The sequence below is a fragment of the Marinospirillum celere genome, assembly GCF_900112235.1.
GTDB lineage: Bacteria > Pseudomonadota > Gammaproteobacteria > Pseudomonadales > Halomonadaceae > Marinospirillum > Marinospirillum celere.
In genome coordinates this window covers 187,957-206,200 of sequence record NZ_FOLH01000003.1, presented here as the reverse complement: position 1 = coordinate 206,200, position 18,244 = coordinate 187,957, and the positions used below count along the sequence as shown (strand labels likewise).

The window sequence follows — 18,244 nt, the reverse complement described above, 5'->3', positions numbered from 1 at the left end:
ACCTTACCTGTCTTGAAGGACGGTACCTAGTTGCTGTAGATAAGCAACTAGAGCGTCCATTTCGGTGTTGCCACGAACCTTGTCCGCAGCGCCAGCAATGTCTTCATCAGTGTAGGGTACGCCCAGCATTCTTAGACGAGACATTTTGGTGGCCGTATTGCTGCCATCCAAAGTGGCATAGTTCAGCCAGGGGTAAGCAGGCATGTTGGACTCAGGCACAACATCGCGCGGGTTGTACATGTGCGCATAGTGCCAGTCATCACTGTAACGACCGCCCACTCGAGCCAGATCAGGTCCGGTACGCTTGGAGCCCCACTGGAAGGGGTGGTCATAGATGAACTCACCAGCAACTGAATAGTGGCCATAGCGCTCTGTTTCTGCACGGAAAGGGCGAATCATCTGTGAGTGGCAGTTGAAGCAGCCTTCACGGATGTAGATGTCGCGGCCTTCCAGTTGCAGCGCATTTAGCGGCTTAAGGCCCTTCACAGGCTTAGTGGTTGCATCCTGGAAAAACAGGGGAACGATTTCGGCAAGGCCACCAAAGCTGATGACTACCAGAATCAGTACTGATAGGAGGCCAACGTTCTTTTCAACTATTTCGTGTTTCATTCTTGATAACCCCTTCGCTTAGGCTGCTTGTGCGGCTGCTTTCTTTTCAGAAGCATCGCTTTTGACAGTCATGTAAACGTTGTAGGCCATCAGCAGCATACCTACGAGCCAGAGAGCACCGCCCAGCAGGCGTACTACATAGCCTGGATAACTGGCTTCGACGGATTCGATGAAGGTGTACATCAGGGTGCCGTCAGCATTGACAGCGCGCCACATCAGACCCTGCATGATGCCGTTAACCCACATGGAGGCAATGTAAAGAACGGTGCCGACTGTGGAAAGCCAGAAATGGACGTTGATCAGGCCAATAGAGTGCATTTGTGGCTTGTCGAAGACCTTGGGAATGACATGATAAATACAGCCAATAGTAATCATGGCAACCCAGCCCAAGGCACCCGCATGGACGTGACCGATAGTCCAATCCGTGTAGTGGGAGAGGGCGTTAACCGTCTTGATGGACATCATCGGGCCTTCGAAGGTAGACATACCATAGAAGGATAGAGAGACCACCAGGAAGCGCAGGATAGGGTCAGTGCGCAGTTTGTGCCAGGCACCTGAGAGGGTCATCATGCCGTTGATCATGCCGCCCCAGGAAGGAGCCAGAAGGATCAGGGACATCACCATACCCAGTGACTGAGCCCAGTCGGGTAGAGCGGTGTAGTGCAGGTGGTGAGGACCAGCCCACATGTAAACACAGATCAGTGCCCAGAAATGCACAATCGACAAACGGTAGGAATAAACAGGACGTTCAGCCTGCTTGGGAACGAAGTAGTACATCATGCCCAGGAAGCCAGCAGTCAGGAAGAAACCTACTGCATTGTGACCATACCACCATTGAACCATGGCATCCGTTGCACCTGAATAGATGGAATAGGAATGGGTCCAGGAAGTGGGAATAGCCATGCTGTTAACGATATGCAGAACGGCTACCGTTAGAATGAAGGCTGCGAAAAACCAGTTGGCCACATAAATGTGGGAGGTTTTGCGCTTGTAGATGGTGCCCAGGAAAACAAAAGCGTAAACAACCCAAACCACGGCAATCAAAATGGTGATGGGCCAAATCAGCTCGGCGTATTCCTTACCTTGGGTCAGACCCAGCGGCAGAGTAATGGCAGCCAGTACAATAACCAATTGCCAGCCCCAGAAAGTGAAAGCAGCCAGACCGTCAGAAATCAGGCGGGCCTGACAGGTGCGCTGAACCACATAATAGGAGGTGGCAAAAAGGGCAGAACCACCAAATGCAAAGATAACTGCATTGGTGTGCAGCGGACGCAGACGCCCGAAGCTAGTCCAAGGAAGATCAAAGTTAAGTGCAGGCCATGCCAGTTGGGCTGCGATCCAGACGCCGACAAGCATGCCGACGATACCCCAGACCACAGTCATAATGGCAAATTGCCTAACTACCTTGTAGTTGTAGGTAGGGTGTTCAATTGCTGTGCTCATGTCAGGTTCCCATTACAGCAGTTAAGTTGGAGGAATCCAGCGCCAAGTTTCCAGGAGCTGGGCTTCCCCAGCCATGATACATGTCAATGGATCTGCTTCATTCTAACTCAGTGCTAGAAGGAGCTGAACCTAAGGTTGTGGATTATAAAGAAAAAATTGGATAAGCGGGGCTGATTGGGGGTCTTTTCCATGCAAAAACAAGGGTTTGCTGCAGTGCGACAAAAGACCTCATGGACTAAAGTCGTAAAAGGTTGCCTTCCTTGGCTGGTGACATGAACTGATTAACACCACAGCGGTGTTGGAGGGATACCTGAACATTAAGTTCCCTGTTTTTTGCAATTCTCTGATTAGTGGGCGAAAAAAATTAAAAAAAGAAATTGACAGCTTCGTAAAAGGCTGTAGAATGCGCAGCCACATGAGGGGGCGGTTAGCTCAGTTGGGAGAGCACCAGCCTTACAAGCTGGGGGTCACTGGTTCGAACCCAGTACCGCCCACCAATCATGTCCTTCACCTAGTGAAGTATTGCTGCAAATGCGGACCGGTAGTTCAGTTGGTTAGAATGCCGGCCTGTCACGCCGGAGGTCGCGGGTTCGAGTCCCGTCCGGTCCGCCATTTACAGTGATAACCCCCAGATACAGAAGTATTGCGGACCGGTAGTTCAGTTGGTTAGAATGCCGGCCTGTCACGCCGGAGGTCGCGGGTTCGAGTCCCGTCCGGTCCGCCATTTTCTGAATCTTCTTGGGTGGTTAGCTCAGTTGGGAGAGCACCAGCCTTACAAGCTGGGGGTCACTGGTTCGAACCCAGTACCACCCACCAAAAATTAATTTATTCTTCCTTCCATGTTTTATCTCATCTTTTGAAATTCCTCTCTACCTAATCATTGCTATATTCAGTGAATAGCCCATTTACTGCATGAATCTGCGCCTAGTTGTTGTGGGCAGCTTTTGATGTGGCTAGAATGCGACCTTGGTTTAATGCCCTGGGTCCAAATCTCATACTGAAGCTAGTTACTAGCGGGGGTAGGATGAATTCAAAATTAGAAGAACAACCAATCATTGAAGTGCAAAATGTCAGTAAAGCTTTTGGTGGCTTGCAGGTGATTAATAACTGCTCGATTCAAGTTGCCAAGGGTTCCGTGACCGGCATGATCGGTCCCAACGGTGCTGGTAAGAGTACATTATTCAATATTATTGCTGGCACCTTGCCGGAAGATTCGGGTCAAGTGCTGATGGAAGGCCGGGATATCACCCACGAAACGCCTGACCAGCTCTTTCATCAAGGCTTGTTGCGTACCTTCCAGATTGCCCATGAATTTTCCCACATGACTGCCTTAGAAAACCTGATGATGGTGCCGCCTCGTCAGGAAGGTGAAAATCTGTTCAGTACTTGGTTGAAGCCCTCCTTGGTGCGCCAACAGGAAGAGGAAGTTCGTCAGCGTGCGCTGGAAGTCATCGATTTCATCAACCTGGGCCATGTCAAAAATGAATTGGCAGGGAATCTTTCCGGTGGTCAGAAAAAGCTGCTGGAATTGGGTCGGACGATGATGACCGATGCCAAGGTGGTGCTGCTGGATGAAATTGCAGCCGGGGTGAACCGTACCCTATTGGTGGATCTGGTCAAAAATATCGAGCGCCTAAATCAAGAGATGGGCTATACCTTTCTGGTGATTGAGCATGATATGGATATGATTGCCCGTCTTTGCGATCCAGTCATTGTTCTTGCCCAGGGTGAGGTGATGATGGAAGGCAGTATTGAAGAAGTGCGTAATAACCCCGAAGTGGTTGAAGCCTATTTTGGTAAGGTGGATTGATTATGTCATTACTGAATGCAACCCAGGTTGAGGGTGGCTATGGTGGAATGAATATCCTCAAGGGTGTGGATATGGCCATCGACAAGGAAGACATAGGCGTGATTGTAGGCCCCAACGGGGCTGGTAAATCCACTATGCTGAAAGCCATTTTTGGTTTGGTTGAAGTCAATGGTGGGGATATCCTGCTGCGCGATAAATCGATTAAAAATTCAGCGCCCAATAAGTTGGTCGAGCTGGGTATGGGTTTTATTCCACAGGAAAAAAATATCTTTCCCAGCATGACGGTGGAAGAAAACCTGGAGATGGGTGCTTATATCAAGCCTCATACCACTAAAACCATGCTGGAAAGAATTTATTCTTTCTTCCCGCCTCTATTAGAAAAGCGCAAACAACCAGCCGGTGAGCTTTCCGGTGGCCAGCGCCAGATGGTAGCCATGGGTCGTGCCCTGATGACCGAGCCGACTCTACTGTTGCTGGATGAGCCAACTGCGGGCCTGTCCCCTCTATATATGCAGGAAATCTTTGATCGCATTGTGGAAATCAATAAAGCGGGCGTGGGTATCCTGATGGTTGAGCAAAATGCCAAGCAGGCATTGGAAATAGCGACCAAGGGTTTTGTGCTGGCCTCGGGGCAAAACCTCTATACGGATACCGGTCAAAATTTGCTGAATGACCCTGAAGTGGCCAAGAGCTTCCTCGGCGGTTGATGCCGTGCCACCCAAACACGGGAGTAAAGAACCTTGAACGAATTGGTCTTTTTTATCAATAACGTGGTAATTTCCGGGGCGGTTTCCGGCTCTATCTACGCCATAGGCGCGATCGGTGTCACCCTGGTTTTTAGTATTATGCGTTTTGCGCACTTTGCCCATGCCGACATGATGACCTTTGGCGCCTTGATGGTTTTCATGTTCACGGCCCTTTTTCCGGGGGCAGGAGCTGCTTTAGGCATCCCGACGCCCTTGCTGATGTTACCTATTGCTATGGTAATCACTGCCTTTCTAGCTATAGGTATCGATAAAACCTTCTATAAGCCACTGCGCGAACATGGGGTCAAGCCCATCGTTATTGTAATTGCCTCTCTGGGTGTGACCCTGATGCTACAAGGCTTAATACGCCTGTTTGCTGGCACCAGTTCCCGCAGCATGTATATCGAAGAGCGTAAGGAAATCTTTCGCATTGATATGCCCTTTGATCTGGCAACCCGACCCATCGTGATTACTGAGCCTCAGATCACACTGATCATCTTTACTATTCTGGCTGTTATAGGTTTGCATTTGTTTTTGAACCGTACCCGCATGGGTAAAGCAATGCGAGCCATGTCGGATAATCCTGATTTGGCAAGAGTTTCCGGGATCAATACCAACAAGGTAGTGGTAGTCACCTGGATACTGGCAGGCTCCCTGGCAGCAATGGCTGGTACCTTCTTGTCTATGGATGTCAGCCTGACGCCAGATATGAGTTTCTTCCTGTTGCTCCCCATTTTTGCTGCGGCGATCGTTGGCGGTGTTGGGCATCCCTATGGTGCTATAGCCGGAGGTTTTCTTGTGGGTTATGCCGAGACTCTCTCAGTCTTTAACTGGTCGATACTGCTGAGGCGAGTTCACCACTGGTTCCCTGAGTGGATGGAAATTCCACGTGATTTGGCTTTGGTGGGTAGCGAATACAAGATCGTTGTACCCTTTTTCATCCTTGTGGCCGTGCTTGTCTGGCGTCCCACCGGTATCTTTAAAGGAAAGGTGATCTGATGTTGGCAAAATTGACTGAAAAATTTCCTGAAGGCCTGCCGGTACGCGAAGTCATCGTTGCAGCTCTGGTTTTTGTCGCTGTATTGCTGGTGTTTGCTTCCCAGGGAAGTGCTTATAGTGTGCGCATGCTGGTTGAAGCCAGTTGCTATGCGATTATCGCTTTGGGCCTGACGATTCAGTGGGGCTATGGTGGCCAGTTTAATGCGGGTGTTATGGGTTTTGTTGCCCTGGGTGGTTTTTGCGCCATGTTGTTTAGTATGCCCGTAAACCCTGCCTTCTGGGGTACTGAGTTGGCTTCGGATCTGGGGCGTGTTTTCCTCTGGGCACTGGTTGCCCTGGCGATAGTCATTGGTGCTTCTCAGTTGCATCGCTTGGGTGTGCCTAAAAAGCTACGCACGACTCTAACTATTATCCTGGCACTTCTTTCCTGGCTGATTCTCAAAAGCATGTTTGCTCCAGTTACTTCAGCTATTGAATCCCAGGCGGGTTACATCGGGGGTTTGGGTATGCCTGCCTGGGTGGGCTGGCTGGTGGGTGGTCTTCTTGCCGGGATGGTGGGCTATTTTGTTGGCCATGTTTGCCTGGGATTACGGAGTGACTATCTGGCGATTGCCACTCTCGGTATAGCGGAAATCATTAAAGCCATCCTGAAAAATGAAGACTGGCTAACACGGGGAACGGCGACCGTTTCCCCCTTGCCCTGGCCGACTCCTGGCCCTGGTGAGCTGGGCTTTGTTATGGCACGTTCTATTTACCTGGTCATTACTGCGGTAATGATAGTGGCCATTTTTTATCTGCTACAAAAAGCCTATAACGCCCCCTGGGGTCGGATGATTCGCTCAATTCGTGATAACGAGATTTCTGCTCAGGCAATGGGTAAGGATATCAATAAGCGCCGCCTGGAAGTCTTTGTCTTTGGTTGTGTGTTGATTGGTATTGGTGGTGGTGCTTTGACCACTTTCAACGGTATTTTCTCACCAGATAACTATCTGCCTTTGAATCACACCTTTCTGGTGCTGGTAATGGTGATTCTGGGGGGACCCGGTAATAACCTGGGTACTATTCTAGGTGCTTTGCTGGTTTATATTATTTGGGTGATGTCTGAACCCCTGGCGCTTTTCTTGATGCAGGGTGGAGCTGATCTAATGACTAACTGGCTTGGCTGGGAAGCACCGGATAATCTCTCCAGCCGGGCATTGCAAGCACGCGTGTTTGTCATAGGTCTTCTGATTGTCCTCGTTCTGCGCTATGCACCTAAAGGGCTGATGCCAGAGAAGATCAAACATGTAACCTGACGTGGATGTAATCTGTCCTCGATAAAAAAAGCCGGCAGCCTTGGCTGCCGGTTTTTTTATGGGGAGTTCTGATTAGTTGTGTGCAATCAGAGTCAGGGGTTGGTTGAATTAGAAGTCAATGACTCCTTTGGTCACCAGGCGACCACCTTCAATGGCCATTTCAACAACCACGCCCATAATATCGCCATTCTCATCAAATTCATGCTGGCCAGCAGCACCTTCGTAGTTGATGTCTTTACCTTCGGCGATCAGGCGCTTAGCTTTTTCCCATTCACCAGGAAGAATGACTTCACCGGGGGCAGTGGCTACAGCACGGACAGCGTCGGCCAGGCCTTCACGCGAGTCGCTGCCATTTTTTTCCACGGCCAGAGCCAGGATAAAGGCGGCATCATAAGCTTGAGCCGCAAAAACAGCATTGGGATCAAAGCCCGCTTCTTTGGCTGCAGCTTCAAAAATATCCGCACCGGGTAGGTCTGGAGAGCCTGGGCGGGTGGCAATCATGCCTTCCAGAACATCGGCACCTATGGCTTCGATCAGGGTGTCACTGATCATGCCGTCAACACCAATATATTGCTGGAAGTTGCCACTTTCATGGGCTTGGCGAAGAATTGTTTGGCCGGAAGAGTCAGCATAAGCAAAGACGACCAAATTTTCGATCATTTCCCCGGAGAGAGAGCCAAGCTCAGAACGATAGTCGGCGCGATTATCTTCGTGGGCTAGGTTGGAGCCTACATAGCCGCCTAGAGACTCATAAGTCTCTACAAACTGCATAGCCAGCCCGCGACCATAGTCATTGTTGACGTAGGTGGAGACGACTTCATTGATGCCTTTGGAAATCAGCAGGTGAGCCAGAGCTTCACCCTGGAAAGCATCAGAAGGTACGGTACGGAAGACCAGGCCATTGTCATTGATTTCAGTTACTGCAGGTGCTGTAGAAGCGGGTGAAATCATGACCACACCACCAGGGACAGCCGCATTGTTGGCAGCCGCAATAGTGGCCCCAGTACATAGAGCACCAACAATGGCTGTCACTCGCTCTGAGTTAACCATCCGGTCAGCCGCATTGGAAGCAGCAGAGGAATCTGCGCAGGTGGTATCACCTGTTGGCATCACAAATTGGCGACCATCAAGTAGACCGCCTTGAGCGTTGACCTGGTTTTTGGCCAGTTCTGCACCTGCATGGATGGCAGGTGTCATGCCTTCAATGGGGCCGGTAAAGCCACCAAGAAAGCCAATTTTGACGTCAGCTTGCAGCTGGGCAGCGCCGAGCAGAGATGCTGCAGCAAAGCTGGCAGCAAGGAGTGTTTTTTTCATCATAGGTTTTTCTCTCTTTTTATGTGACGGGTTCAAGGAACCTTCATAATCTTGGGACGTTTTTATTGGAAAAACAAGGTCGAAACCTCATGACTGTTATAGGGGCTTTGTTCAATACTCGCAAGTCATCAATTCGTTTGTTTCAAACGTGCGCTTGAAATAGACTTGGGTTAGACTGGGAAAAAATAGTGACAAAAAAAATTGATTTGGAGTGCCATGATGCAAACGACCAGTTACCCCAATGTTTTTCAGCCTTTAGACCTGGGTTTTACACAATTGAAAAATCGTGTGCTGATGGGTTCTATGCATACCAACCTTGAAGAAAAGCCGGGTGGCTTTGAACGCTTGGCAGCTTTTTATGCTGAGCGAGCCGCTGCTGGTGTTGCACTTATCGTTACAGGTGGGATAGCGCCCAATGAAGAAGGTGTGGTTTTTCAGGGGTCAGCGAAGATGACAACCCCTGAAGAAGCTACAGAGCACCGGGTGGTGACTGAAGCAGTCCATCAGGCAGGCGGTAAAATTTGTATGCAAATTCTTCATACTGGCCGCTACGCTTATTCGTCCAAGCTGGTCGCCCCTTCGCCACTTCAAGCCCCTATTAACCCCTTTACGCCTAAAGAACTGACGCCTGATGAGATTGAACAGCAACTAAATGATTATGCGCGTGCCGCCACTCTGGCTAAAGAAGCTGGCTATGATGGTGTCGAGGTGATGGGTAGTGAAGGCTATTTGATTAACCAGTTTATGTCGCTACGCACTAACCAGCGTCAGGATGACTGGGGTGGCAGCTTTGCTAATCGTAGCCGTTTTGCTGTGGAAGCAGTGCGCCGCGTTCGTGAAGCAGCTGGTTCCGACTTTATTATTATTTTTCGCCTATCGATGCTGGATCTGGTTGAAGAAGGCAGCCGCTGGGAAGAAATCGTTGAGCTGGCTAAGGCAATAGAAGCAGCTGGTGCTAGCTTGATCAATACAGGTATTGGCTGGCATGAGTCCCGGGTTCCGACAATTGCTACCAGTGTACCCAGAGCTGCTTTTACTCGTATCACTCAGCGCATGAAGGGTGAGGTTAAGATTCCACTGATCACCACCAATCGTATTAATATGCCGGAAACAGCCGAAGAGGTGTTAGCCGCCGGACATGCCGATATGGTATCCATGGCACGGCCTTTTTTGGCTGATCCTGAATGGGTGAGCAAGGCTGAGCAGGGTAAGGGCGATGAGATCAATACCTGCATTGCCTGTAACCAGGCTTGCCTGGATCAGGTGTTTTTGGGCAAGGTAACTTCCTGTTTGGTGAACCCCAGGGCTTGTCATGAAACCCTGATGCAGCCAGAACCAGTAACGACGATTAAGCGCATTGCCGTTGTCGGTGCTGGTATGGCGGGTCTTTCCTGCGCGACCCAAGCTGCGGCTCGTGGTCACCAGGTCACTCTGTTTGAAGCAGCGGCAGATGTGGGCGGCCAATTTAACCTGGCTCGTCAGATCCCTGGCAAAGAAGAATTTGATGAAACCCTGCGTTATTTCCGCAAGCAGTTAGAGCTAACCGGGGTCGATTTGCAACTCAACACTCGCGTAGAGCCTGAGCAATTGCAAGGCTTTGATGAGGTGGTGGTTGCTACGGGTGTTGAGCCACGCATTCCAGCTATCCCCGGCGTGGATTCCGCAAAGGTGTTCACTTATGCCGAGGCCATACGCAACCCTGAAAAAATTGGCCAAAAGGTTGCGTTGCTGGGCGCTGGCGGCATAGGTTTTGATGTTGCTGAGTTGTTGGTGCATCCGCGCACCCGTCGTGAACCCCAAAGCAGTGATTCTTTTTTGAAAGAGTGGGGTGTTGACTTAAATGTTGACCAGCCAGGTGGCCTGGTTGAGCCAGAAAAGCCCACCCCAGCGAGGGAAGTATGGTTGCTGCAACGTAAAGCCAGCAAACCGGGTAAGGGTCTGGGAAAAACCACGGGCTGGATCCATCGTGCTTCACTGAAAGCCCATCAGGTTAAGATGCTAGCAGGCTGTGAATATCTAAAAATTGATGAGCAGGGCCTGCATCTTCGCCATCAGGATGAAACCCGCTGCTTGGAAGTGGACTCCCTGGTGCTTTGCACGGGTCAGGAATCTGTCAATCAGCTCTATCAGCAGTTGCAGGAAGCTGGCCAGTCAGTCCACTTGATCGGTGGCGCTGAACTGGCAGCAGAGCTGGATGCCAAGAGGGCTATTGAGCAGGGCTATCAGCTGGCCCTGGAGCTTTAAGTCGCTTTTTCTGCAGCAAAGTACTCGGCCAGGTAGTCATCGAAGCTTAAAGCTTCGTTGGCTTCCAGGTCCTTTTGCTGCTGCAGGGAAGTGGCAGCCAGTTCAGCAAAAAGCTTTTCTCGTGACTTGTCCAAGGGGCAGGTCATGAGTTGCTCACGTTGGGCGCGTGCCAGTTGAAGAATGGCTTCCAGATAACTGCCACTCTCTTGTATTAATTCCAGTAAACGGGCTGAAGGCGTCAGGCTGGGATCGTCAACCCTGGCTTGTTGCTGCGCCAGTGCGCTACTAAAAGGTGCGTCCTCCTGGTGGCTCTTATCCAATAACAGAGCAACGGGGTGGAGGCGCTCAAGCAGTTCACTGGCTGCTTCCAGTAAAGGCCTTTCGGTACTGGCTTCCTGTTCAAACCACCAGATTTGGGTATGAGGATCTCTTCCGGCATTAACGGCTCTGGCCAGGTTGTCATCCACTTGCTTGCAGGCCTGGTCACTGAGTTCAGGACTGGTTTCCAGCAGACAATAGAGCAGGAAAGTATCCAAAAAGCGCATTTGAGCAATATCGATTCCGCCTGGCAGGAAGGGATTGAGGTCCAGGCAGCGTACCTCTATATATTCAACCCCTTTCTCCTGTAAGGCCTCACTGGGTTTTTGGCCGCTGCGAGTGACTCTTTTGGGGCGAATATCACTGTAGTACTCATTCTCGATTTGCAGGATATTGGTGTTCAACTGGCGGTATTCACCAGCTACCTTAACGCCTATATCTTCATAGCCTGGATGCGAGGTGTGTATGGCTTCATTAAGCGTTTGAATATAATTATCCAAAGAGTTGAAGCAAATTTTCAGGCTGGATTGGACCTTATTTTGATAACCCAGGTCCGACATCCGCAAGCTGGTTGCTAGAGGTGAACCCCAGGTGGCCTTGGCCAAGGGTTTCAGAGGGTGCTCGGGATGCTCTGCCAGGAAGCTTTCATCAACCGCAGGACTGGCCCCGAAAAGATACATGAGTAGCCAAGAGTAGCGCCTAAAGTTGCGAATCAGGGCAAAGTATTTGCGTGAGCGCCAGGCATCATTGGCCACTTCGGCAGGAAGGCCTTCGATCTCAGCCAGGCGCGGCCAAAGTTCATCAGGAAAGGAGACATTGTAATGCAGGCCGGCAATGCTCTGCATAATTCGCCCATAGCGCCAATCCAAGCCATGTCGATAGACGGTTTTCATCTTGCCTACATTGGAATGGCCGTATTCGGCAATACGTACACTGGCATTGCCATCCAGGCGGCAAGGCATGCTAGCTGGCCAAAGCAGTTCATGGTCTTCAAGGCGGGCCAGGCTAAAACGGTGCAGGTCGAGCAGAAAGTCGAGCGTTTGCTCCCGGCTACAACTGACCGGTGTAATAAACTCCAAAAGGGCCTCGGAGTAATCCGTGGTGATATGCGGGTGGGTCAGAGTAGAGCCCAGGGCTTGAGGGTGGGACTTTTGGCTGATCCAACCTTCTGGAGTAGTGCGCAGGCTTTCTTTTTCCAGGCCCCGGCGAAGCTGGTCAAACAGGCCGCGCTTGGCCAGGGGTTCAAGTTGCTGCAAGCGTTGATTAAGTTCTTGAGTCACTGAAGCTGCCTTTTCAGTTTGGCCGTTTGCTGGTAAGCCCTTGAGGGTCTAATTTAGTGTGGCGAATCTTAGCCAGTTTCCTGGCAGACAACAAGCCACTCCTAACAGGGTTATTGGCCCAGAGTTTGTAAATTAGAGAGTGAGAGTAAGTGGGCATAGACCCAGGGTAGCCAGCCTTTTTTATGGAACTCCAAAATAACGGTATCTTCTTGTTGCATGAAGACTTTTTCATTAATGACCCGAAAATCCCGTAATAAAAAATGAGTGCCATCAGCTCTGGAAACCTGGAGGTCACGTTTTTCCAGCAGATTCAGCTCTTGAAGGCGGGTAACAAAGGGTCGGGTGCGTTGCATTTCCTGGTGAACACCCTCAACAAATGACAAGACCCTTTTTAGATATTCGCTTTGTTCCTTATCTTCTGTGAAGAGAGGTTCGCCGGTTTCTTCATTGAAGCCTTTCCAGCTGTCATCAAAGCAGAGAGTCAATTGGCTTTGGTCATTGGAGTTGGCCAAAATAAAAGGATAGCGGCGAATAAAAGCAGGAATGTAGGCATTTTTTTGCCACTGGTTGGCATCATTGATGAAGACATTCTGTTGTTCTGAATAGCCCATCACAGCAACAGGTACCAGTGAGCTTTCTTCTCCGGAAAAAAGCACAGGGTAATGGCGGCTGGCATTGAAAAATTCAGTCGCTGCCAGAGGGACAACCGGGGTGCTGCGGGCAAAGCTGTAATCGTTTTCAAAAGGCTGCAAATGAAGTGCGCGGTGCTCTTCCTTATTGAGTGGTGTTATTTTTTGGTAAAAGAGTACGGCGGCCATGGTCAAAGACTTCCTTTTTAACTGAATGAAGGGTTTGGCAGCATACTAACCCCGCCGCTACTCAATGAGAAGGCCTGACGCAAACAGGGTGCTTCCCTGCACCTTTAAGCGGTGGTTTAGACCAGGGATTTTTGATTGCGATTTTCGATGAGGGCCCTTAGCAAGAGGCCGCGGGTAATGATGCCTTCTACCTTGCCCTTGGTGACCACTGGGTAGAGTTTGGGCTTGTCGATTTGGGACATGGTTTGGGCTAAGTCAATAATGCTGTCATCGGGTTTAACACTTAGCACTTCTGTGCGCATCACATCCATTACACTGGCTTTACTAGTGCTGTGGTAGCTGGCTTCCAGCATTTGACGCAATAAATCGTGTTCTGAGACAAAGCCAACGAGTTCACGGCGTTCATTGACGACAGGCGCTCCTGGAAGTTTATGCTTTTGCATAGTGGCGGCTGCTTCCTCTACGCTGGCACTGGCTTGTACTGTGTAGTTGTCATAAGACATGGCATCTTTTACCAGAATGTGCTGTGTCATGGTCTCTCTCCTTAGGAGTTAATAGTTATTTGTCTTGCGTCCAGGTCGTTGGATCTTAAGCTATTTGGATAGTTTCCTTCAGCATAGACCCTTAAGGATTCTTTGTTAACTTGAAAATAGCTGCTCATCTGAAAGCGCTTGTCAGCGAAGAAGGCATTGGAGCTTTGATCTTGAATCAGTATAATTCGTTAACTTTTAAAAGGCTGGAGGTTAACGCGTGGCTTATCTTTGGGCAATAACCCTACTTTGGGCATTTTCATTTAGTTTGATCGGTGTCTACTTGGCTGGCAGTGTTGATGCCTATTTTGCTGTGCTGGTACGTATTCTGCTTGCCAGCCTGGTCTTCCTGCCTTTACTAAAATTTGCGCGGGTTCCCTTACAACTGGCTGGTAAGCTGATGGTGATAGGCGCTATCCAGTTGGGAGTCATGTATCTCTTCTTTTATCAGTCGTTCATCTTCCTGACCGTACCGGAAGTTTTGCTGTTTACTATCTTTACGCCAATTTATATCACTCTGCTGGATGACCTCCTGCAAAAACGCTTTACCCTAATGTACCTTTTGACTGCCTTACTGGCCGTTATCGGTGCCGGCGTGATTCGTTATGATGAATTGAGTAGCAGCTTTGTGTTGGGTTTTCTGCTGGTTCAAGGGGCCAACTTGTGCTTTGCTTTTGGGCAGGTGGCTTACCGCCGGGTTATGCAAGTTGAAGCAGAGCGAGGCTTGGCAGATCTGACCCAGCGTGACCTCTTTGGCTATTTCTACTTGGGTGCTCTGGTGGTTGCCTTGCTGGGAATGTTGTTTTTTGGAAACTGGAATCGACTACCGACAACCGGTCTTCAGTGGGGTGTGCTGCTTTGGTTGGGGCTGGTGGCTTCAGGCTTGGGTTACTTTATCTGGAATAAAGGAGCCACCCTGGTGGATGCAGGTGCCCTGGCCATTATGAATAATGCCCTGGTGCCCGCTGGCCTGTTGGTTAATTTGTTGATCTGGAACCGAGATGTTGATCTGCTCAGACTGACACTGGGTGGTTGCATTATTTTGTTGGCACTCTGGGTTAATGAAACCTGGGTGAAGCCAAGAGTGGAAGCAGCAAGAGCCTGAATTCTCCTGGCAATCTGGCTTTATTCAGTGTTTAATCGGGCTTTGAACAAGATTGACAGACTAGACAAGGAGCTTACCGATGAAGCGCTGGATAGCCTCAGGGCTTTTGAGCCTGACTCTGTTGCTGCCCTTGGCTAAAGCACAGGCTTTTTACGATGAATATAATGACATCTATACCTATGCTGGCGGCGGGCTGCACATCTGGAATGACGGTGGGGACAGCGCACTTGGCTTCAAGCTGCGGTTTGGCCAGCATCTAAATACTTTTGTAGGTGCCGAAGTTCAACTGGGCCATGGTGGAACCAATGACAATGATGTTGGCTTGGACTGGCTCTTCGGCGGCTATGCCCGCTTTGCCCTGCCTCTCGGTCATTTCACTCCTTTTGCCAAACTGGGGCTGACGGCTGCTTCCTTGCAGGTGGCGGACACAAGTACTACTGACTTTGGCCTGGGTTACGGCCTGGGTGTTGAATTTGACCTGCCGCGCGCCTTTTATTTGGATATAGAGTATATGTCCTATATGGCTGCCGATGCTGATAACGTTGAAACAGACCTGGACGCACTGACTCTTGGCGTAGGTTACAAGTTCTGATGAAAAAAACCGGTTTTAAAAATATTGGCTTGATTGGTCGTTTAGGTAGTACTCGCGTTGTCGAAACGCTCAAGCGGCTGATGCACTTTTTGGATCAACAGCATTACCAGATTATTGTTGAAGACCGAACCGCAACGGTTCTTTTGGGGCACGGTTTTCAGGAAGCCAATCGCAAGATGTTGGCTGAGATTTGCGACCTGGTCATAGTGGTTGGTGGCGATGGCAGCCTGCTGGGAGCAGCAAGAGCAATGGCGCGTACGGGAGTGCCTGTTCTTGGTGTTAACCGTGGGCGTTTAGGTTTCCTGACGGATATCAGTCCTTCAGATTTGGAAGCCAAAGTTGCTGAAGTTCTGGAAGGCCACTATACCTCGGAGCGTCGTTTTCTGCTGGATGCTGAAGTGATGCGTGAAGGCGAGCCCATAGGCTCAGCGGATGGCCTCAATGATGTGGTTTTGCACCCTGGCAAATCAGCTCGAATGATTGAGTTTGATTTGTATATCGAGGGCCAGTTTGTCTATAACCAGCGTTCTGATGGCCTGATCGTGGCAACGCCAACCGGCTCGACGGCCTATGCTCTTTCGGGAGGCGGGCCTATTATGCATCCCAAACTGGATGCTCTGGTTCTGGTGCCTATGTTTCCCCACACCCTTTCCAGTCGACCGATAGTGGTGGATGGGAACAGTGAAATTAAAATCCTGATTACCAAAAGTAATGAAACCTACCCCCATGTATCCTGCGATGGTCAAACCCATCTGGTCACTAAACCCGGTGACGTTATTTATATTCGCAAGAAGCCGCATAAGCTCAAATTGATTCATCCTTTGGGCCATGACTTCTATCAGATCTGTCGTAGCAAACTGGGTTGGAATACCCAGCACAGCAACTATTAGCGGGCGACTCAATGCGTGGTTTTGATCTGATCGGTGATGTCCATGGTTGCGGTAATACCCTACGCCATTTGCTGGAGTTGATGGGGTATCGTCATCAACAAGGTGCTTGGCGTCACCCCAAGGGGCGTCAGGTGATCTTTGTGGGCGATATTGTTGACCGGGGCCCCCGGATTCGCCAAGCCTTGCATGATGTGCGGGAAATGCTGGATGCAGGTACTGCCCGGATGGTGCTGGGTAACCATGAGTACAATGCACTGGCTTACTTTACACAGGATGAGCAGGGGCAGCCACTACGGGCTCACAATGCACGCCATCAGCGAGTCATTCAGGAAACTCTAGACCAGTTTGAACCCTATCCAAACGAATGGCAGGCTTTCCTGGATTGGTTTATGGAAATCCCGCTGGCGCTGGAAGATGAAGATTTTAGAGTGGTTCACGCCTGCTGGGACCCAGAGGTCATGATCCCTTTTCTGCAAGACTATCCCGATGCACGCATGAATACTGACTTCTTCAGGCGCTCAGCGGTCCCCGGCAGCTTTGAGTTTCAAGTTGTTGATCGTTGCACTCGGGGTACTTGGCTGAAGCTGCCTGAAGGTGTGACTCAAAAAAGTGGTGACGGCTTTATCCGGGATAGATTTCGAACCAGCTACTGGATAGATCAACCACGTACTTGGGGCGATATTCTTTTTCAACCTGACCGCTTGGCTAGAGAGCTTGAAAGCCGGCTATTGAGTGATCAGGATAAAAAGCATCTCAGCTACTATCCAGCTGAAGAAAGGCATCTCTTCTTTGGGCACTATTGGTGTCAGGGCTTTCCGGCAGTTATCCGGCCCAACCTCGCTTGCCTGGACTATAGTGCGGTTAAATATGGTCGCTTGGTGGCTTATCGCTTTGATGGCGAGACGACTCTGGATGCAGGGAAATTTGTCTGGGTAGAAGTTCAAAGAGATGAATTCCCACCCTTGGAAGAGCTGCGTGCTGAAATGACTGCAGAAAAAATCCAGAAATTCTGAAAGTCTGTGGGAACTTTCGTATAATCACCATCTCAAAGCAGGTGTAGTTTCCTCATGATGATCCCTGCTTTGGCGACCCTAGGGTCGCCATTTTTTTGTCCAGGTGATAGCTGTCCTATGCTCAAACTCTTTGTACTTCCAGCTGACCAAGACCCTGTTCCCTTGTCCCGTTATCTTTGGCGGGCTGGTATAGGCCACCGTATTCTTCCGGATGAGAAAACCCCAGGCCATGCTTTTTGGCTGGTGAACCCAGATCAGTTACCCGCTTGCCGAGAAGCACTTGATGCCTGGCAAAGAGGCGATACCGCTTTAGTGGGTCAATCAAAAAAGCAGTCTCCCGGTTTGACCTTCTTCAAACAACGCCCTGTTACCCTGACCTTGATGGCAGCCGCTTTTCTGGTGACCCTGGCATTTGAATACCTCTTTGGCTATTTGGTTTTTCTGGTGGTTTCTTTTACACCTATGGTGGTGGAAGGGCGTCAACTGGTTAGTTTGCCGCTCAGTGAAACCCTAACCAGTGGCCAATGGTGGCGTTTAATCACTCCGATTTTGTTGCACTTTGGCTGGATGCACCTCGTCTTTAATCTACTCTGGACCTGGGTGTTGGGTGAAGCGATTGAACGACATCAAGGGAGTTTGCGGCTCATCTTGCTGATCCTTTTTGCTGCTTTGGTGTCCAATTCTGCACAGTTTTTGATCAATGGTTCCAGCCAGTTTGGAGGGCTTTCTGGTGTGGTTTACGCCTACCTGGGGTACACCTGGCTATGGGATAGACGCAATCCCGGGCAGAGTTTGGGCCTTACCCCAGGCCTGGTCGTTTTTATGCTGATCTGGATGTTGTTTGGCATGACGCCCTGGTCTCAGTCGATGGGAATTAATATGGCCAATGAGGCACATCTGGGTGGTCTTCTGGCTGGCTTGGCTTTTGCCTTACTGCCTTGGCGCTCGGGTCCAACAAATAAGAGGATATGATGGCAATGAAGTTTGCAGAAATGATTGAAAAAATGACCCCGGATATCTATCAGGCATTGAAGCGGGGCGTTGAACTGGGTAAGTGGCCAAACGGTCAAGCACTTACCCGTGAGCAGCGGGAAATCAGTATGGAAGCTGTGCTGCGTTATGAAATTAACAACCAGATTCCCGAGCAGGAAAGAGTGGGCTATATTGCACCCAAGCCCATGAAAAAACGCCCGGCAGAAGAAGCGAGTATCAAAATTATTAACTCAGGGCAGTAACTC

Annotated in this window: 17 protein-coding genes and 4 tRNA genes; 15 read left to right on the top strand and 6 right to left on the bottom strand. The window is 50.0% G+C overall.

All coding sequences use genetic code 11. The annotated features are described in order from the left end of the window. Positions 1 to 3 precede the first annotated feature (3 nt). Both ccoO and ccoN read right to left on the bottom strand, forming a co-directional pair. The gene (gene ccoO / locus BM185_RS08035) at positions 4 to 609 is read right to left on the bottom strand and encodes a cytochrome-c oxidase, cbb3-type subunit II (RefSeq protein WP_091961837.1); all 606 of its coding nucleotides are present in this window, start codon (positions 607 to 609) and stop codon (positions 4 to 6) included. Positions 610 to 627: 18 nt separating this feature from the next. Continuing rightward, the gene (ccoN, locus tag BM185_RS08030; RefSeq protein ID WP_091961834.1) at positions 628 to 2,052 is read right to left on the bottom strand and encodes a cytochrome-c oxidase, cbb3-type subunit I; all 1,425 of its coding nucleotides are present in this window, start codon (positions 2,050 to 2,052) and stop codon (positions 628 to 630) included. 421 nt (positions 2,053 to 2,473) lie between these two features. On the opposite strand from ccoN, the gene BM185_RS08025 reads away from it, so the two are divergent. The 8 genes from BM185_RS08025 (at position 2,474) to BM185_RS07990 (ending at position 6,902) form a co-directional block, all read left to right on the top strand. Then, a tRNA-Val gene (locus BM185_RS08025) sits at positions 2,474 to 2,549 on the top strand. A 38-nt stretch (positions 2,550 to 2,587) separates the two neighbouring features. Further along, positions 2,588 to 2,664: transfer RNA gene (locus tag BM185_RS08020), tRNA-Asp, on the top strand. A 35-nt stretch (positions 2,665 to 2,699) separates the two neighbouring features. Beyond that, positions 2,700 to 2,776, top strand: a tRNA-Asp gene (locus tag BM185_RS08015). A gap of 16 nt (positions 2,777 to 2,792) precedes the next feature. Then, positions 2,793 to 2,868: transfer RNA gene (locus tag BM185_RS08010), tRNA-Val, on the top strand. 208 nt (positions 2,869 to 3,076) lie between these two features. Next, positions 3,077 to 3,862, top strand: coding sequence for an ABC transporter ATP-binding protein (locus tag BM185_RS08005; RefSeq protein ID WP_091961829.1), 786 nt, complete (start codon positions 3,077 to 3,079; stop codon positions 3,860 to 3,862). A 2-nt stretch (positions 3,863 to 3,864) separates the two neighbouring features. Continuing rightward, positions 3,865 to 4,569, top strand: coding sequence for an ABC transporter ATP-binding protein (locus BM185_RS08000; protein ID WP_091961825.1), 705 nt, complete (start codon positions 3,865 to 3,867; stop codon positions 4,567 to 4,569). Positions 4,570 to 4,602: 33 nt separating this feature from the next. Then, positions 4,603 to 5,607 carry a branched-chain amino acid ABC transporter permease gene (locus tag BM185_RS07995; protein ID WP_091961823.1) on the top strand — a complete coding sequence of 335 codons (1,005 nt, stop codon included), beginning with the start codon at positions 4,603 to 4,605 and terminating at the stop codon, positions 5,605 to 5,607. Next, on the top strand, positions 5,607 to 6,902 hold the full coding sequence (locus BM185_RS07990) for a branched-chain amino acid ABC transporter permease (protein ID WP_091961820.1): 1,296 nt from the start codon (positions 5,607 to 5,609) through the stop codon (positions 6,900 to 6,902). The genes BM185_RS07995 and BM185_RS07990 overlap by 1 nt, the downstream gene beginning before the upstream one ends. A 108-nt stretch (positions 6,903 to 7,010) precedes the next feature. Here BM185_RS07990 and BM185_RS07985 read toward each other — a convergent pair whose 3' ends face one another. Next, positions 7,011 to 8,219, bottom strand: a complete 1,209-nt coding sequence (locus BM185_RS07985; protein WP_091961817.1) for an ABC transporter substrate-binding protein — start codon at positions 8,217 to 8,219, stop codon at positions 7,011 to 7,013. Positions 8,220 to 8,432: 213 nt separating this feature from the next. On the opposite strand from BM185_RS07985, the gene BM185_RS07980 reads away from it, so the two are divergent. Next, a complete protein-coding gene (locus BM185_RS07980; protein ID WP_091961815.1) occupies positions 8,433 to 10,460 on the top strand; it encodes an NADPH-dependent 2,4-dienoyl-CoA reductase in 2,028 nt (675 codons plus the stop codon). Here the strand turns inward: BM185_RS07980 and gshA are convergent. From gshA to BM185_RS07965, 3 genes are all read right to left on the bottom strand, one after another. Continuing rightward, positions 10,457 to 12,058 carry a glutamate--cysteine ligase gene (gene gshA, locus BM185_RS07975; RefSeq protein ID WP_091961812.1) on the bottom strand — a complete coding sequence of 534 codons (1,602 nt, stop codon included), beginning with the start codon at positions 12,056 to 12,058 and terminating at the stop codon, positions 10,457 to 10,459. The genes BM185_RS07980 and gshA overlap by 4 nt on opposite strands. A gap of 110 nt (positions 12,059 to 12,168) precedes the next feature. Beyond that, positions 12,169 to 12,876 (bottom strand): SapC family protein, encoded by a 708-nt coding sequence (locus tag BM185_RS07970; protein WP_091961809.1) that lies wholly within the window; start codon positions 12,874 to 12,876, stop codon positions 12,169 to 12,171. Between the two features lie 116 nt (positions 12,877 to 12,992). Continuing rightward, complete coding sequence (locus tag BM185_RS07965; RefSeq protein ID WP_091961807.1) at positions 12,993 to 13,409, bottom strand: CBS domain-containing protein; 417 nt, start codon at positions 13,407 to 13,409, stop codon at positions 12,993 to 12,995. A gap of 217 nt (positions 13,410 to 13,626) precedes the next feature. On the opposite strand from BM185_RS07965, the gene BM185_RS07960 reads away from it, so the two are divergent. From BM185_RS07960 to BM185_RS07935, 6 genes are all read left to right on the top strand, one after another. Further along, positions 13,627 to 14,511: a carboxylate/amino acid/amine transporter gene (locus BM185_RS07960; RefSeq protein WP_091961804.1), complete on the top strand. Its 885-nt coding sequence runs from the start codon at positions 13,627 to 13,629 to the stop codon at positions 14,509 to 14,511. Between the two features lie 79 nt (positions 14,512 to 14,590). Next, positions 14,591 to 15,103 carry a porin family protein gene (locus tag BM185_RS07955; RefSeq protein ID WP_091961802.1) on the top strand — a complete coding sequence of 171 codons (513 nt, stop codon included), beginning with the start codon at positions 14,591 to 14,593 and terminating at the stop codon, positions 15,101 to 15,103. Next, positions 15,103 to 15,993 (top strand): NAD(+) kinase, encoded by an 891-nt coding sequence (locus tag BM185_RS07950; protein ID WP_091961799.1) that lies wholly within the window; start codon positions 15,103 to 15,105, stop codon positions 15,991 to 15,993. The genes BM185_RS07955 and BM185_RS07950 overlap by 1 nt, the downstream gene beginning before the upstream one ends. Positions 15,994 to 16,004: 11 nt before the next feature. Then, entirely contained in the window at positions 16,005 to 17,006 is a 1,002-nt protein-coding gene (locus tag BM185_RS07945; RefSeq protein WP_091961798.1) for a metallophosphoesterase, read from the top strand. 117 nt (positions 17,007 to 17,123) lie between these two features. Further along, positions 17,124 to 17,978: a rhomboid family intramembrane serine protease gene (locus BM185_RS07940; protein ID WP_177203513.1), complete on the top strand. Its 855-nt coding sequence runs from the start codon at positions 17,124 to 17,126 to the stop codon at positions 17,976 to 17,978. Positions 17,979 to 17,983: 5 nt separating this feature from the next. Then, entirely contained in the window at positions 17,984 to 18,241 is a 258-nt protein-coding gene (locus BM185_RS07935) for a YeaC family protein (RefSeq protein WP_091962736.1), read from the top strand. Positions 18,242 to 18,244: the final 3 nt, after the last annotated feature.

Coding starts and splice junctions, on each gene's coding strand:
- ccoO (WP_091961837.1), bottom strand. CDS start 609: ATGAAACACGAAATAGTTGAAAAGAACGTTGGCCTCCTATCAGTACTG.
- BM185_RS07950 (WP_091961799.1), top strand. CDS start 15,103: ATGAAAAAAACCGGTTTTAAAAATATTGGCTTGATTGGTCGTTTAGGT.
- BM185_RS07990 (WP_091961820.1), top strand. CDS start 5,607: ATGTTGGCAAAATTGACTGAAAAATTTCCTGAAGGCCTGCCGGTACGC.
- BM185_RS07980 (WP_091961815.1), top strand. CDS start 8,433: ATGATGCAAACGACCAGTTACCCCAATGTTTTTCAGCCTTTAGACCTG.
- BM185_RS07955 (WP_091961802.1), top strand. CDS start 14,591: ATGAAGCGCTGGATAGCCTCAGGGCTTTTGAGCCTGACTCTGTTGCTG.
- BM185_RS08005 (WP_091961829.1), top strand. CDS start 3,077: ATGAATTCAAAATTAGAAGAACAACCAATCATTGAAGTGCAAAATGTC.
- BM185_RS07935 (WP_091962736.1), top strand. CDS start 17,984: ATGAAGTTTGCAGAAATGATTGAAAAAATGACCCCGGATATCTATCAG.
- BM185_RS08000 (WP_091961825.1), top strand. CDS start 3,865: ATGTCATTACTGAATGCAACCCAGGTTGAGGGTGGCTATGGTGGAATG.
- BM185_RS07945 (WP_091961798.1), top strand. CDS start 16,005: ATGCGTGGTTTTGATCTGATCGGTGATGTCCATGGTTGCGGTAATACC.
- BM185_RS07970 (WP_091961809.1), bottom strand. CDS start 12,876: ATGGCCGCCGTACTCTTTTACCAAAAAATAACACCACTCAATAAGGAA.
- BM185_RS07940 (WP_177203513.1), top strand. CDS start 17,124: ATGCTCAAACTCTTTGTACTTCCAGCTGACCAAGACCCTGTTCCCTTG.
- ccoN (WP_091961834.1), bottom strand. CDS start 2,052: ATGAGCACAGCAATTGAACACCCTACCTACAACTACAAGGTAGTTAGG.
- BM185_RS07985 (WP_091961817.1), bottom strand. CDS start 8,219: ATGATGAAAAAAACACTCCTTGCTGCCAGCTTTGCTGCAGCATCTCTG.
- BM185_RS07965 (WP_091961807.1), bottom strand. CDS start 13,409: ATGACACAGCACATTCTGGTAAAAGATGCCATGTCTTATGACAACTAC.